The organism is Pantoea sp. Ep11b (genome assembly GCF_040783975.1).
GTDB lineage: Bacteria > Pseudomonadota > Gammaproteobacteria > Enterobacterales > Enterobacteriaceae > Pantoea.
The window spans coordinates 3,310,038-3,324,183 of the sequence record NZ_CP160631.1; the positions used below are offsets into that span (position 1 = coordinate 3,310,038).

At 56.9% G+C, this 14,146-nt stretch carries 14 protein-coding genes; 3 read left to right on the forward strand and 11 right to left on the reverse strand.

The window, feature by feature from the left end:
- Positions 1–50 precede the first annotated feature (50 nt).
- From recO to rpoE, 9 genes are all read right to left on the reverse strand, one after another.
- Complete coding sequence (recO, locus tag AB1748_RS15465; RefSeq protein ID WP_111139120.1) at positions 51–779, reverse strand: DNA repair protein RecO; 729 nt, start codon at positions 777–779, stop codon at positions 51–53.
- A 4-nt stretch (positions 780–783) separates the two neighbouring features.
- Positions 784–1,689, reverse strand: coding sequence for a GTPase Era (gene era / locus AB1748_RS15470; RefSeq protein ID WP_111139119.1), 906 nt, complete (start codon positions 1,687–1,689; stop codon positions 784–786).
- Positions 1,690–1,830: 141 nt separating this feature from the next.
- The gene (gene rnc, locus AB1748_RS15475) at positions 1,831–2,511 is read right to left on the reverse strand and encodes a ribonuclease III (RefSeq protein WP_010257656.1); all 681 of its coding nucleotides are present in this window, start codon (positions 2,509–2,511) and stop codon (positions 1,831–1,833) included.
- Positions 2,512–2,641: 130 nt separating this feature from the next.
- A complete protein-coding gene (gene lepB, locus AB1748_RS15480; RefSeq protein ID WP_367395702.1) occupies positions 2,642–3,616 on the reverse strand; it encodes a signal peptidase I in 975 nt (324 codons plus the stop codon).
- A 9-nt stretch (positions 3,617–3,625) separates the two neighbouring features.
- Positions 3,626–5,425, reverse strand: coding sequence for a translation elongation factor 4 (gene lepA, locus AB1748_RS15485; RefSeq protein ID WP_111139117.1), 1,800 nt, complete (start codon positions 5,423–5,425; stop codon positions 3,626–3,628).
- A gap of 218 nt (positions 5,426–5,643) precedes the next feature.
- On the reverse strand, positions 5,644–6,108 hold the full coding sequence (gene rseC, locus AB1748_RS15490; protein ID WP_111139116.1) for a SoxR-reducing system protein RseC: 465 nt from the start codon (positions 6,106–6,108) through the stop codon (positions 5,644–5,646).
- On the reverse strand, positions 6,105–7,061 hold the full coding sequence (gene rseB / locus AB1748_RS15495; protein ID WP_111139115.1) for a sigma-E factor regulatory protein RseB: 957 nt from the start codon (positions 7,059–7,061) through the stop codon (positions 6,105–6,107). Before rseB ends, rseC begins: the two co-directional genes overlap by 4 nt.
- The gene (rseA, locus tag AB1748_RS15500) at positions 7,061–7,714 is read right to left on the reverse strand and encodes an anti-sigma-E factor RseA (RefSeq protein ID WP_111139114.1); all 654 of its coding nucleotides are present in this window, start codon (positions 7,712–7,714) and stop codon (positions 7,061–7,063) included. Before rseA ends, rseB begins: the two co-directional genes overlap by 1 nt.
- Before the next feature lie 30 nt (positions 7,715–7,744).
- Positions 7,745–8,320: an RNA polymerase sigma factor RpoE gene (rpoE, locus tag AB1748_RS15505; protein ID WP_111139166.1), complete on the reverse strand. Its 576-nt coding sequence runs from the start codon at positions 8,318–8,320 to the stop codon at positions 7,745–7,747.
- 412 nt (positions 8,321–8,732) lie between these two features.
- Here rpoE and nadB point away from each other — a divergent pair, with 412 nt between their 5' ends.
- Positions 8,733–10,352, forward strand: coding sequence for an L-aspartate oxidase (gene nadB, locus AB1748_RS15510; RefSeq protein ID WP_367396349.1), 1,620 nt, complete (start codon positions 8,733–8,735; stop codon positions 10,350–10,352).
- Here the strand turns inward: nadB and AB1748_RS15515 are convergent.
- A complete protein-coding gene (locus AB1748_RS15515; protein ID WP_367395703.1) occupies positions 10,337–11,086 on the reverse strand; it encodes a tRNA1(Val) (adenine(37)-N6)-methyltransferase in 750 nt (249 codons plus the stop codon). The two genes, nadB and AB1748_RS15515, sit on opposite strands and share 16 nt — an antisense overlap.
- 164 nt (positions 11,087–11,250) lie before the next feature.
- Here AB1748_RS15515 and srmB point away from each other — a divergent pair, with 164 nt between their 5' ends.
- Positions 11,251–12,579: an ATP-dependent RNA helicase SrmB gene (gene srmB, locus AB1748_RS15520; protein ID WP_367395704.1), complete on the forward strand. Its 1,329-nt coding sequence runs from the start codon at positions 11,251–11,253 to the stop codon at positions 12,577–12,579.
- Between the two features lie 216 nt (positions 12,580–12,795).
- Here the strand turns inward: srmB and grcA are convergent, their stop codons facing one another.
- Positions 12,796–13,179 carry an autonomous glycyl radical cofactor GrcA gene (gene grcA, locus AB1748_RS15525; protein ID WP_367395705.1) on the reverse strand — a complete coding sequence of 128 codons (384 nt, stop codon included), beginning with the start codon at positions 13,177–13,179 and terminating at the stop codon, positions 12,796–12,798.
- A 243-nt stretch (positions 13,180–13,422) separates the two neighbouring features.
- Here grcA and ung point away from each other — a divergent pair, with 243 nt between their 5' ends.
- Positions 13,423–14,103 carry a uracil-DNA glycosylase gene (gene ung / locus AB1748_RS15530; protein WP_111140609.1) on the forward strand — a complete coding sequence of 227 codons (681 nt, stop codon included), beginning with the start codon at positions 13,423–13,425 and terminating at the stop codon, positions 14,101–14,103.
- Positions 14,104–14,146: the final 43 nt, after the last annotated feature.

The window sequence follows — 14,146 nt, forward strand, 5'->3', positions numbered from 1 at the left end:
TCGTGATGTTGAGTGTACCGCGCAAACCACGCCAGGCGGTACGACCCGCGCTATTCATCTGCCTGTTCAGGCTTTTTCTTCGGGACAAACTGGCGAAACAGCTCCTGACTTTTCAGCGGCTTGCCGCCCAGATAGGGTTTGAGGGCGATGCGGGTAAAGCGTTTGGCGGCGCGCAGCGTGGCGGCGTCAGGAAAATTCCGCTCAGACAGGGCCCGCAGTTCGCGGCCGGTAAAGCTGCGCTGACCGACCACCAGGCTGGCGATAAAGCCGCGCTCTTCGCGGTAGCTGTAGGTCATCTCATCGCTGACCGCCTCGCCACTGCCGGCGCAGTGCAGGAAGTCGACGCCATAACCCAGATGACCGAGCAGCGCCAGCTCAAAGCGGCGCAGCGCCGGTTCCGGCTGACCGTGGGTGGAGGCTAACGCCTGAAGGCAGTTGAGATAATCGAAGAAGAGTTCGGAGAAGGGAAACTCCTGCTGCAGCACGCGGGAGACCAGCTCATTGACGTAAAGACCGCAGTAGAGCGTGATGCCGCTGAGCGGTAAGGCCAGCGACACCGCTTCGGCATTGCGCAGGGTTTTAACTTCACCGCGCCCGCTCCAGCGCACCAGCAGCGGAGTAAAAGGCTGTAACGCACCTTTCAGCTGCGAGCGCCGCGACCGGGCGCCCTTAGCCAGTACCCGCACCCGCCCTTCGTTTTCGCTGAACAGGTCGAGCAGCAGACTGGTTTCGCTGTAGGGACGACTATGCAGCACAAAGGCGCGTTGCCAGCCTTCCATTGAATCAGAGATCGTCTGTATAACCCAGGCTGCGCAGCGCACGTTCGTCGTCTGCCCAACCGGATTTCACTTTCACCCACAGTTCGAGATGCACTTTGGCTTCAAACATCTCTTCCATATCCCTGCGCGCTTCGGTGCCGATGACTTTAATTTTGGCACCTTTGTTGCCAATCACCATCTTCTTCTGGCCTTCGCGCTCAACCAGAATCAGGCCGTGGATGTCGTAACCGCCGCGTTCGTTCGTCACGAAACGCTCGATCTCCACCGTCACCGAGTAAGGCAGTTCCGCGCCCAGGAAGCGCATCAGTTTTTCACGGATCATCTCCGACGCCATGAAACGCTGAGAGCGGTCGGTGATGTAATCTTCCGGGAAGTGATGATCGGCCTGCGGCAGATGCTTGCGGGTAATCGCCGCAATGGTATCGACGTTCTTGCCGCTTTCCGCCGAGATCGGCACGATATCGAGGAAGTTCATCTGCTGGCTCAGGAACTGCAGATGCGGCAGCAGAACGGTTTTGTCCTGGATGTTGTCGACCTTATTGACCGCCAGGACCACCGGCACTTTGTTGTCGCGCAGTTTGTTCAGCACCATCTCGTCATCGGGTGTCCAGCGCGTGCCTTCGACCACGAAGATCACCAGCTCAACGTCGCCGATCGAACTGCTGGCTGCGCGGTTCATCAGACGGTTAATGGCACGCTTCTCTTCCATGTGCAGGCCGGGGGTATCGACGTAGATCGCCTGATAGTCGCCCTCGGTGTGAATGCCCATGATGCGGTGGCGCGTGGTTTGCGGCTTGCGCGAGGTGATCGACACCTTCTGCCCCAGCAACTGGTTCAGTAAGGTGGATTTACCGACGTTGGGTCGGCCAACAATCGCGACAAAGCCGCAATAAGTAACGTTTTCGCTCATTCGAGTCCTGAATTGTTCAGCGCCTGAAAGGGCGCCGAAAGAGTGCTATTTGAATCGTGTGTCATTCAGCGTCTGCTGACGCCGGGACAGCTCTGCGTCTGGTGTTATCGCGCCACAGCGGACGCCGTGACGCCGGCAGAACTATTCGAGACCTAATTTTATCAGCGCCTGTTCCGCTGCTGCCTGCTCAGCTTTACGGCGGCTGGAGCCGACACCGACAACCGGCTCGGCCATGCCACTCACCTGACAGTGAATGGTAAATTCCTGATCGTGGGCTTCGCCACGGACCTGCACCACCAGATAACTGGGCAGCGGCAGATGACGCCCCTGCAGATACTCCTGCAGTCGCGTTTTCGGATCTTTTTGCTTGTCGCCCGGACTGATTTCGTCGAGGCGGGTCTGATACCAGTCCAGGATCAGCTGCTCAACCCGTTCAATGCTGCTGTCGAGGAAGATACCGCCAATCAGCGCTTCCACCGTATCAGCGAGGATTGATTCGCGACGGAAACCGCCGCTTTTCAGCTCACCCGGCCCTAAACGCAGGCACTCGCCGAGGTCAAATTCGCGCGCCATCTCCGCCAGCGTATTACCGCGTACCAGCGTGGCGCGCATGCGGCTCATGTCACCTTCGTCAACCCGCGGGAAGCGGTGATAGAGGGCATTTGCAATCACATAGCTAAGAATAGAGTCGCCAAGAAATTCCAGGCGTTCATTGTGCTTACTGCTGGCGCTGCGGTGAGTCAGGGCCTGCTGTAACAGTTCCGAATGAGTAAAAGTGTAGCCCAGTTTGCGCTGAAGCTTGTTAATCAGGATGGGGTTCATGCGATTCCAGTTCTTTGTTGCGTCTGTGACTCTGCATACCAAACGGGGCTGGCAATCCAACACGTTCCGTTTGGTGTGCAGTGGCCTCCCTGAGGAGGCCACCCGATTTGCCTGTTAATCAGACAATAATTTAGTGAATACCGCCGATGCGACTGAATCGCACGCCGGTTGGCCACTGCCCTTCTTGTTTCTCAAAGCTCATCCAGATAGCGACCGCTTTACCCACCAGATTACGCTCAGGGACAAAGCCCCAGTAGCGGCTGTCGGCGCTGTTATCACGGTTGTCGCCCATCATGAAGTATTGCCCTTTCGGCACTACCCAGGTCGCCTGCGGCTGACCCGGCTGCTGAAAATACATGCCCGCCTGACTCTGCGCTTCGTTAACCAGCAGGATGTCATGCGTAACGTTGCCGATGGTCTCTTTGCGGGTTCCCAGGCGCAGTCCGCCGCGCAGCGTATCGCCCTGCGGCACCTGATAGAAGCCGTTGCCGGTTTCGTTGCCATCAAAGCCGCTGAAGGTCTGAATAAAATTGCTCGGTTCCACGTCAGTGTAGGTCACCGCTAACGCCGACACGCAGGCTTTTTCATCGGTGCAGGCCGGTTTCACCGTCAGCGTTTTGCTGTAAGGATCATAGATGACTTTGTCGCCCGGCAGGCCAATCACGCGCTTGATGTAGTCCAGGCTCGGATCTTTCGGGTATTTGAATACCGCGATATCACCCCGTTTTGGCTCACCGGTCGGGATCAGCGTGGTCTGGGTAATCGGATCCTTGATGCCGTAGGCAAACTTCTCCACCAGAATAAAATCGCCAATCAGCAGAGTCGGCATCATCGAGCCCGACGGGATCTGGAACGGCTCGTAAATAAACGAACGCACGATGAAGACCACGGCCAGCACCGGGAACACGGAGGCGGTGGTTTCCACCCAGCCTGGCTGAGAAGAGACCTTCGCCAGCGTTTTGCTGTCGAGCGCATTACCGGTCTGGGCCTGGGCCGCCGCCTGTTTCGCACGACGCTCAGGCGCCCATTTGAACCGATCAATAACCCAGACGATGCCAGTAATCAGCGTCGCTATCGCCAGAATCAGGGCGAACATATTAGCCATCAGAAATCCTTATTTGCTGTCCTTACCGACATGCAGAATGGCGAGGAACGCTTCCTGTGGCAGCTCAACGTTACCTACCTGCTTCATGCGTTTCTTACCATCTTTCTGTTTCTGCAACAGTTTCTTCTTACGGCTGACGTCGCCGCCATAACATTTGGCCAGCACGTTTTTACGCAGCTGTTTTACCGTCGAACGGGCGATGATGTGGTTGCCGATGGCAGCCTGAATCGCGATGTCGAACTGCTGACGCGGGATCAGATCTTTCATCTTCTCCACCAGGTCGCGTCCGCGATAAGGGGCGTTGTCGCGGTGCGTAATCAGCGCCAGCGCATCCACACGTTCACTGTTAATCAGAACGTCAACGCGCACCATGTCCGAAGGCTGGAAGCGTTTGAAGTTGTAATCCAGCGAGGCGTAACCGCGCGAGGTTGACTTCAGACGGTCGAAGAAGTCGAGCACCACTTCTGCCATCGGAATTTCATAGGTCAGCGCAACCTGCTTGCCGTGATAAACCATGTTGGTCTGCACGCCACGCTTCTCAATACAGAGCGTAATGACGTTGCCCAGGTACTCCTGCGGCAGCAGCATGTGACATTCGGCAATCGGCTCACGCAGCTCTTCGATGTTGTTCAGCGGCGGCAGCTTGGACGGGCTGTCGACATACACCACTTCACCACTGGTGGTCACCACTTCATAGACTACCGTCGGGGCGGTAGTGATCAGATCGAGGTCATATTCGCGCTCCAGACGCTCCTGAATGATCTCCATGTGCAGCAGACCCAGGAAGCCGCAGCGGAAACCAAAGCCCAGCGCCGTCGAGCTTTCTGGCTCATAGAACAGGGAGGCGTCGTTCAGGCTCAGTTTACCCAGCGCGTCGCGGAAGGCTTCATAGTCATCAGAGCTGATCGGGAACAGACCGGCATAAACCTGCGGCTTCACTTTTTTAAAGCCTGGCAGCGCTTTGTCCGCCGGATTACGCGCGGTGGTCAGCGTATCGCCCACAGGTGCGCCGAGAATGTCTTTGATGGCGCAGACCAGCCAGCCCACTTCGCCGCAGTTCAGTTCGGTGCGGTCGACCTGTTTCGGCGTGAAGATCCCCAGACGGTCAGCATTGTAGGTCTGACCGGTACTCAGGACTTTGATCTTGTCGCCTTTGCGCATGGTGCCGTTTTTCACACGCACCAGCGAGACAACACCCAGGTAGTTATCGAACCAGGAGTCGATGATCAGCGCCTGCAGCGGGCCATCCGGGTCGCCTTCCGGCGGCGGAATATCGCGCACCAGACGTTCCAGCACGTCCGGTACGCCAACGCCGGTCTTGGCGGAACAGCGCACCGCATCGGCAGCGTCGATACCGACGATATCTTCAATTTCCTGCGCGGCGCGCTCGGGATCGGCGGCGGGCAGGTCAATCTTGTTCAGAACCGGCACCACTTCCAGATCCATCTCCATCGCGGTGTAGCAGTTCGCCAGTGTCTGCGCTTCAACACCCTGACCGGCGTCCACCACCAGCAGTGCGCCTTCACAGGCTGCCAGTGAGCGGGAGACTTCGTAGGAGAAGTCAACGTGGCCCGGGGTATCGATGAAATTGAGCTGGTAAGTTTCGCCGTCTTTCGCGTGGTAATCGAGTGTCACGCTCTGGGCTTTGATGGTAATGCCACGCTCGCGCTCCAGATCCATGGAATCGAGAACCTGCGCAGCCATCTCACGGTCAGTGAGGCCACCACAGATCTGAATAAGGCGGTCAGAGAGCGTAGATTTACCATGGTCGATGTGAGCGATGATGGAGAAATTTCTTATGTGCTTCATTTATTGGGATATCTTCGCTTAAAATTCAGTTGAAAATCTGAGCACAGACACATTCAGGAAGATCGCTCTTTACCCACAATCCTGTCAGCCTCATTAATGACGACGCATATTACACTGTTAACGCCGCGCATAAAAGAATGGAACGTGGTGGAAGCGAAACAGATATCTGCGCAGGGCAGAACAGACAAAGGCCGCGGAGTACGCGGCCTGGACACAGGTTACGCTTCGCTTTCAACACGCAGCGCATCGGGCGGTAAGGCAACGCTGAGAATGACGGGCTGAAAGGCTTCGCGATCGCCAAATTTCATCGACACGCCTTTGGCGACGATGAATCCACCGATGCCGCCCAGCAGCGCGCCACAGGCGGCCGCCAGGTCGCTGCCGAAGAGCGACTGAAACAGCCCCGCCACCAGAAACAGGCCAAAGAGCGGCGTCATGTAGACCAGCAGTGCCGATCCGAGCAGGCTGCTCTCTTTAATGCCCAGCTCAATGCGCTGGCCCGGCTGCAGCGGCTTGCTGCTGGCGATCTGCATCACATGCGCATTCTTCGGGCCGAGCTTGTTGAGCATATGGCTGCCGCAGCCTTTACGGGCCTGGCAGCTGTTGCAGGAGGTTTTTGCTTCCGTGTGCAGCGTGGCGATACCATCCTGCCATGCCACCACGGTGGCCCATTCTCTCATCATTTTTGTGACCCCAGGTCGATGCTGTCCGCAATACGTTTCGCGGTAGAGGGCGGCAGTTCGCCGATCACCGCAATCTCGCTATTATTGCGCACAACGGTCTGGACCGTACGACGTCCAGTGCGCAATGTCTGCGTGTTACTGGTTTTATCGGCCGGCGTCACGTTAATGGCAAAGCTAAACAGCCCATCGCTGTAGAGCTTCGACTCCATATTTTTATTCAGGCCCGGCAGCGTACGACGGTTCTGCGACACCAGCGACATCCCGGCGGGTAACCAGCCAGGCTGCCAGCTGAGCGTCACCGCGTCCCCTTTCGGCACGGAGAGCGATGGCGGCAGATTCGCCTTTTCCAGCCCCTGCATCAGGTTGCGCACGCCCTCATCCACCGCAAAGCTGATAACACGGAACTGCTCCAGCGTTTCACCATCGCGGTCGAGCAGGTCGATGCGCAGCGGCAGCCTGGTGTCCACGTCCAGCCAGACCACATAACTGTAGCGGGTGCCGTCACGCGACACGATGCGCAGCACATCGCACATCTGGTCGGCGATGCGCGAGCGGCCAACCGTGATGAAATCGTAGGCGGAGGAGAGCCTGGCGAAATCCGCAAAAATCACCGAAGGCAGTGCATCGATGATGTGCGTGCCGGGAAGGGAAAAGGGATCGAGTCCGGGTTCGAAATAGCTGATATCGTTGCCACGCTGGATCACTTCCCGGCGCGGTCCATCCATCTGCAGCAGCTGCGCAAAAATCCGGTTATCGATCACCGCGTGACGATAACGCAGCGATTCAATGCCGATGCGGGAGACGTTGATATAGGCGAATTCGTAGTTGAGGTTCTGGCTTGCCTGCTCCATCTGCTGCAATAGCGCCCCGGACGCAGAGGTTTGCGCCGGGGCCGCAGATGACCAGAACAGACTGCCTGCCAGCAGGCTAACAGCATACCAAAGCGGCTTCATTACTGCTGCTGCTGTCCTAATGATTGGTTTCCGGGAACATCAACCTGAGCCTGTTTTGGCGCACTGGTTTCAAACTGCAGCTGATCCGCGTGCAGGCGACGCTGAAGTTCATAGTCCTGCAGCATGGCGTTTACACGACGACGCTGGTCCTGCACCTGCTGATTGGCGCTGTTGGTATCAAACGCATCAGAAGGTACGCCCAGGCTGACCGGAGAGGCTTTGCCCATCATTGGCAGCGTGTTGAAGACCGGCGAGTCGGATGTCTGCGTGGCACTGCCCTGCGGCTGGTTGTAGTGCTGAACACCCACAATGACCGCCAGAGAAACACAGGCCGCGACGCCCACCTGGGTCAGTTGCGCAGCCCACGGACGCGCTTTTTTCCAGAACGGCATTTTTTCCCAGCGGGAAGGTTCTGGCTGAGCTTCAGGGATCAGCGTAGTCACCGTACGCAGCGGCTCTTTTTCAATGGCCGCCGCAACGCGCGCAGAGATATCAAAATGCAGATGCTCGCCAACATCACCGCGCATTGTGTCGCGAATCAGATGATAGCTCGCCCAGCTTTTCTGTAATTCTGCGTCCTTCGACAGGGCGGAAAACAGCTCGTTGTCTAAGGTTTCACCATCCATTAAAGCGGAAAGTTTTTCTTTCTGCATGCCTATGTACCCTTCCAGTAGCCGTTATCACTAACGTTGGATAAGCGGTTGAACTTTGTTATCAATGGCCTCTCGCGCACGAAAGATACGTGATCGAACAGTGCCTACCGGGCAATCCATAATGACGGCGATCTCTTCATAACTCAGACCGTCCAGTTCCCTGAGGGTGATTGCCATACGCAAGTCCTCGGGTAGCGCCTCGATGGTACGAAAGACAATTTGTTTCAATTCGTCAGACAACATTAAGTTCTCAGGGTTCGAAATTTCTTTTAATGCACTCGCACTTTCGAAATTTTCCGCGTCAATCGCATCCACATCGCTGGATGGCGGACGACGCCCCTGAGCAACCAGGTAATTTTTCGCTGTGTTAACCGCAATGCGGTACAGCCAGGTATAAAACGCGCTATCGCCCCGGAAAGAGTCCAGTGCGCGATACGCTTTAATAAAGGATTCCTGTACTACATCTGGCACGTCGCCCGAAGGAACATAGCGTGAAACCAAACTCGCCACTTTGTGCTGGTAACGAATCACCAGTAAGTTAAACGCTTTTTGATCTCCCTTCTGTACCCGCTCGACAAGGACCTGATCCGTTAACTGCTCGCTCATCCGAGGTAATGTCTCCCCAAATTCTAAATGCATAAAGTAACTGCCAGCACATCTCATCATTCTGAGCAAGCATGCGCTTAGAGTTGTGATGTGGTGCGAAGTTCACTTTTCGCCCTGATATTTACTGCTCCGATGGCCGTTACACGGGTTGTTCGTTTTCGTTCAGTGTAAGGAGCACAAATCGCTGGCAGAGTAACCTATGACAACAGCTTTTTCATCATTAAATCCGTCAGGTTTTATGCGTTTGCTATAAAAAACATGACGAAGAAGCGCACCATTTTAACTCATTGATCAGATTCGGATTCAGAAAGCCGTTCGCCAAAACACACCCTGCGCTGTTTAAAATACTTCACAGCAGACCCGTTCGGGCTTATGCTCAGGTCAGGTCCTGTTTAGTAAATTAAACATTATGATGAAAACAACCCCGGATTATCAGTGTGATGTTTTAATTGTCGGCAGCGGTGCTGCCGGATTGTCGCTGGCGTTACGGCTGGCAAAGCAGTATCAGGTGACCGTTCTCAGTAAAGCGCAGGTTAATGAAGGCTCGACGCTCTATGCACAGGGCGGCATTGCTGCGGTATTTGATGAGACAGACAGCATCGAGTCACACATCGAAGATACGCTTATTGCTGGCGCAGGCTTGTGCGACCGCGAGGCGGTCTCCTTTGTGGCCAGCAATGCGCGTCACTGCGTGCAGTGGCTGATCGACAATGGCGTAGCCTTTGACCTCGATCCCCAGGCCGCTGGCGATATGCGCTATCACCTGACGCGTGAAGGCGGCCATAGTCATCGCCGTATTCTGCACAGCGCGGACGCCACCGGCCACGCGGTGGAAACCACTCTGGTAAGCCAGGCGCTAAGCCATCCCAACATCCGGATTCTGGAGCGCACCAACGCGGTCGATCTGATCCTTTCAGACAAAAGCGGACTGCCTGGCCCCCGCCGGGTGATAGGGGCCTGGATCTGGAACCGGAATCGCGAGCAGGTTGAAACCTGTCAGGCGCGAGCCGTGGTGGTCGCCACCGGCGGCGCGGCCAAAGTCTATCAATACACCACCAACCCCGATATCGCCTCCGGTGACGGCATCGCGATGGCGTGGCGTGCGGGCTGCCGGGTCGCCAATCTGGAGTTTAATCAGTTTCATCCGACCTGCCTGTTTCATCCGCAGGCGCAGAATTTCCTGTTAACCGAAGCCCTGCGCGGCGAAGGGGCCTGGCTGCTGCGTCCCGACGGCAGCCGTTTTATGCCCGACTTCGATGAACGCGCAGAGCTGGCCCCGCGCGATATCGTCGCCCGGGCCATCGACCATGAGATGAAGCGGCTCGGCGTCGACTGTATGTATCTGGATATCAGCCACCAGCCCGAAGCCTTTGTGCGCGCCCACTTCCCGATGATCTACGAGAAGCTGCTGACCTTTGGCTTTGATCTCACCAAAGAGCCGATCCCGATTGTGCCCGCCGCGCACTACACCTGTGGCGGCGTGGTCGTCGACCAGCATGGACAGACCGACGTCAGCGGCCTGTTTGCCATCGGTGAAGTGAGCTACACCGGCCTGCACGGCGCAAACCGCATGGCGTCCAATTCGCTGCTGGAGTGTCTGGTCTACGGCTGGTCTGCCGCCGAAGAGCTGATGCGTACCCTGCCCGCCATTGAGGCCGTCACAGAGCTGCCCGCCTGGGATGAGAGCCAGGTGGATGATGCGGATGAGCGCGTGGTGATCCAGCACAACTGGCACGAGCTGCGGCTGTTCATGTGGGATTACGTCGGCATTGTCCGCACGACCCGGCGGCTGGAGCGGGCATTACGCCGCATCACTCTGCTTCAGCAGGAGATAGATGAATATTATCGTCATTTCCGCCTCTCCAATAATCTGCTGGAGCTGCGGAACCTGGTGCAAGTGGCGGAACTGATGGTGCGCTGTGCGCTGGCGCGGAAAGAGAGTCGCGGCCTGCACTTTATCCGCGACTATCCGGCATTACTGCCGGAGGCGCTGCCGACCGTGCTGGCCCCTTCTGGCTACATAAAAAGGTAGAACGCCTGCGTCAGGCCGCACCACTCATCCGAATAGCGGGTGTCGGGCGCGCGGATAGCGAGGCGCTCCAGCAGCGTTTCTCCGGCCTGCGGCGAGAGCCCCAGCACGACGCGGTGTGGCGGACGATGAGCATACTCCGCCACGTCCAGCCGGAAGCGCAGATGCCAGCCATCGGCCTGCGCCAGCGTGATAAATGTCTGACCAATGTCCACGGGCAGCACCACGCAGAACATCCCCTCCTCTTCGATCAGTAACGCCGCACTGCGCAACAGCGTCTGATGGTCCAGCGAGGCCGTGGCGCGGGCGCTGTCGCGGGCCGCGCTGGCGCAGGCTACGCCCGGCGCAAAATAGGGCGGATTGCTGACAATCAGCGAATAGCGTTTATCGCACGCCTCCGCCCAGCTGGCGATATCCTGCTGATGAACTGCGATACGCGCCGGCCAGGGTGACTGCTGCACATTTTCCTGCGCCTGCTGCGCGGCGTCGGCATCCAGCTCCACCGCATCGATGGCAATATCTGACGGCGTACGCTGCGCCAGCATCAGCGCGATCAGTCCGCTGCCGCTGCCGATATCAAGAATGCGCCTGACCCCGGCAACCGGCGCCCAGGCCCCCAGCAGAATGGCATCGGTGCCCACCTTCATCGCACAGCGGTCGTGTGCGACAAAAAATTGTTTAAAGGTAAATCCGTTATTGTTTAACTGTGGCCGTTTACGCGGCTTATCCTGCATCATTCGTCACTACCATCGATTTTTCCTGCCGTCCGGCAGCGCATGAGTGTAACGTGACAACAGCGTGATTTCACGTAACAGACAACGCCGGACACAGCCGGAACGGATTAACAGATGAAGATTCACTCTGATCTGTCTATAATCAGCGCCCCAAACTGAGGTAGACCATGACAGTAACCACATTTTCCGAACTCGAACTTGACGAAAGCCTGCTACAAGCGTTGCAGGAAAAAGGCTTTACGCGCCCAACAGTGATCCAGGCTGCTGCAATTCCGCCCGCACTGGAGGGCCGCGACGTTCTGGGTTCGGCACCTACCGGGACCGGGAAAACGGCCGCGTATCTGTTACCGGCGTTGCAGCACCTGCTTGATTTTCCGCGCAAGAAATCCGGCCCGCCACGTATCCTGATCGTGACCCCGACCCGCGAACTGGCGATGCAGGTCGCCGACCATGCGCGTGAGCTGGCGAAACATACCCATCTGGATATCGCCACCATCACGGGCGGTGTGGCCTATATGAACCACGCCGAAGTGTTCAGCGAAAACCAGGACATCGTGGTCGCCACCACCGGCCGCCTGCTGCAGTACATCAAAGAAGAGAACTTCGACTGCCGCGCCGTCGAGACGCTGGTGCTGGATGAAGCGGACCGGATGCTTGATATGGGCTTTGCCCAGGATATCGAAACCATCGCGGCAGAAACCCGCTGGCGCAAACAGACGCTGCTCTTTTCCGCCACGCTGGAAGGCGACAACATCCGCGACTTCGCGGAGCGTCTGCTGAACGATCCGGTGGAGCTGGAGGCCGATCCGAGCCGCCGCGAGCGCAAAAAGATCCAGCAGTGGTACTACCGCGCGGACGATCTGGACCACAAGACCAAATTACTGATCCACCTGCTGCAGCAGGAGGACGTGACGCGCAGCATCGTCTTCGTGCGCAAGCGTGAACGTCTGCATGAGCTGGTGAGCTGGCTGCACGAAGCGGGGATTCGCACCAGCTATCTCGAAGGCGAAATGGTGCAGGCCAAGCGTAACGAAGCGATTAAACGCCTGAGCGAAGGCCGCGTAAACGTGCTGGTGGCGACCGACGTCGCCGCACGCGGTATCGACGTTGAGGAGGTCAGCCACGTCTTCAACTATGATATGCCACGCACCGCCGATACCTATCTGCACCGCATCGGCCGTACCGGTCGCGCGGGCCGTAAAGGCATCGCCATTTCGCTGGTTGAGGCGCATGACTTCGTTCTGCTGGGCAAAATCACCCGTTACGTGAACGAGCCGATCAAAGCGCGTGTGATTGATGAGCTGCGCCCGGTTACGCGCGCACCGAGTCCTAAAACCACCGGAAAACCGTCGAAAAAGGTGCTGGCGAAGCGTGCCGAGAAGAAAGCAAGCGAAACGGAAAAACCGCGCGTGAAGAAACGTCATCGCGACGCGAAAAATGTCGGCAAACGCCGCAAGGCAAGCGGCAGTGCACCAGCGAACGAGAATGCGGAATAAATCGTCGCCGCAATAAAAAAATCGCCTCGCAGGAGGCGATTTTTTTTATTTAACAGAGAGTAACAGCCCTTTCATCCCGCTTTTACGGTCAGCGTACGCGCTTTAAAAGAGTGCTGGCCGGGCATCCAGAGTCAGATGCCCTATCCCCTTAATTTGTCTGCTAATAGTTGCTGTGTGCGCTTTGCGCTCTTTTTCAGCACCCGTAAACTCAGGCGCTTAAAGGCTTTCAGTAAAAGTACGGGTAATGACATCGCGCTGCTGCTCTGGCGTCAGGGAGTTAAAACGCACCGCGTAGCCTGACACACGGATGGTCAGCTGCGGATAGTTTTCCGGATGCTTAATGGCATCTTCCAGCGTTTCGCGGCGCAGAACGTTGACATTCAGATGCTGTCCGCCTTCCACACGAACCTGAGGCTTGATTTCAACCGGCACTTCACGGTAAGTGAATTCGCCCAGTTCACGGATGGCGACGACCTGATCTTCTTCATAGCCCGCTTTGGCACAGAGGCAGCGTGCTTCGCCTTTCTCTTCGTCCAGCAGCCAGAATGAGTTCAGTAATTCTGCATTGCTGCATTGAGTGATCTGGATTCCAGTGATCATAATTGCGTCTCCCGGGTAATACGTGAATAAATCAATTTTGAGGCCCCGGTATACCACCCTAAATTTATGGCAGCTTTGACCTGTATCAATATTAATCAGCTATAAAATCGCCTTTCACGCTAACCCCTTGATCTCACAACGCCCTCGCTTTCAACTTAATTTGTATTTTTTCAAATTATTTTACCTTCTGCTCTGTGTCCGGAACCGCTAAGCTTACTGACATTAACGCGAAGGGAGTGAAATATGGCTGAGAAGCTGACCTGGCACGACGTGCTGGCCGAAGAGAAAGAGAAACCCTATTTTGTCGAGACGCTGAAGCAGGTCGCCGATCGACGTGCGGCGGGCGTGACCGTCTATCCGCCCCAGAAAGATGTGTTCAACGCCTTTCGCCTGACGGAACTGGGAGACGTTAACGTGGTGATCCTGGGTCAGGATCCGTATCACGGCCCCCATCAGGCGCACGGCCTGGCCTTCTCGGTGCTGCCTGGCGTTCAGGTGCCGCCCTCGCTGCAGAATATCTATAAAGAGCTGGTGCAGGATATTCCCGGCTTTGAGAAGCCTGACCACGGTTTTCTCGAAAGCTGGGCTAAACAGGGTGTGCTGCTGCTGAACACGGTGTTAACGGTTGAGGCGGGGAAAGCGCATTCTCATGCGAAATTCGGCTGGGAGACGTTTACGGACAACGTGATCGCGGCGATCAATCAGCACTGCGAAGGGGTGATTTTCCTGCTGTGGGGATCCCACGCGCAGAAGAAAGGCAGCATCATCGATCGCCAGCGCCATCATGTGTTGCAGGCGCCGCATCCGTCGCCGCTCTCCGCGCATCGCGGCTTTTTCGGCAGCAGACACTTTTCCACCACCAATGAACTGCTGACTGCGGCCGGTAAAAAGCCGGTGGACTGGACGCCGGTGTTACCGGCTTAACGCCAGAACGCACACGGCCGCGTCAGTGCGCGGCCGTGTCAGG

What these genes read in the sequence shown, in the direction of transcription:
- rseB (WP_111139115.1), bottom strand. Translation starts at nt 7,061, where the DNA reads ATGAAGCCGCTTTGGTATGCTGTTAGCCTGCTGGCAGGCAGTCTGTTC.
- rnc (WP_010257656.1), bottom strand. Translation starts at nt 2,511, where the DNA reads ATGAACCCCATCCTGATTAACAAGCTTCAGCGCAAACTGGGCTACACT.
- lepB (WP_367395702.1), bottom strand. Translation starts at nt 3,616, where the DNA reads ATGGCTAATATGTTCGCCCTGATTCTGGCGATAGCGACGCTGATTACT.
- era (WP_111139119.1), bottom strand. Translation starts at nt 1,689, where the DNA reads ATGAGCGAAAACGTTACTTATTGCGGCTTTGTCGCGATTGTTGGCCGA.
- AB1748_RS15515 (WP_367395703.1), bottom strand. Translation starts at nt 11,086, where the DNA reads ATGATGCAGGATAAGCCGCGTAAACGGCCACAGTTAAACAATAACGGA.
- grcA (WP_367395705.1), bottom strand. Translation starts at nt 13,179, where the DNA reads ATGATCACTGGAATCCAGATCACTCAATGCAGCAATGCAGAATTACTG.
- srmB (WP_367395704.1), top strand. Translation starts at nt 11,251, where the DNA reads ATGACAGTAACCACATTTTCCGAACTCGAACTTGACGAAAGCCTGCTA.
- rpoE (WP_111139166.1), bottom strand. Translation starts at nt 8,320, where the DNA reads ATGAGCGAGCAGTTAACGGATCAGGTCCTTGTCGAGCGGGTACAGAAG.
- ung (WP_111140609.1), top strand. Translation starts at nt 13,423, where the DNA reads ATGGCTGAGAAGCTGACCTGGCACGACGTGCTGGCCGAAGAGAAAGAG.
- rseC (WP_111139116.1), bottom strand. Translation starts at nt 6,108, where the DNA reads ATGATGAGAGAATGGGCCACCGTGGTGGCATGGCAGGATGGTATCGCC.
- recO (WP_111139120.1), bottom strand. Translation starts at nt 779, where the DNA reads ATGGAAGGCTGGCAACGCGCCTTTGTGCTGCATAGTCGTCCCTACAGC.
- rseA (WP_111139114.1), bottom strand. Translation starts at nt 7,714, where the DNA reads ATGCAGAAAGAAAAACTTTCCGCTTTAATGGATGGTGAAACCTTAGAC.
- nadB (WP_367396349.1), top strand. Translation starts at nt 8,733, where the DNA reads ATGAAAACAACCCCGGATTATCAGTGTGATGTTTTAATTGTCGGCAGC.
- lepA (WP_111139117.1), bottom strand. Translation starts at nt 5,425, where the DNA reads ATGAAGCACATAAGAAATTTCTCCATCATCGCTCACATCGACCATGGT.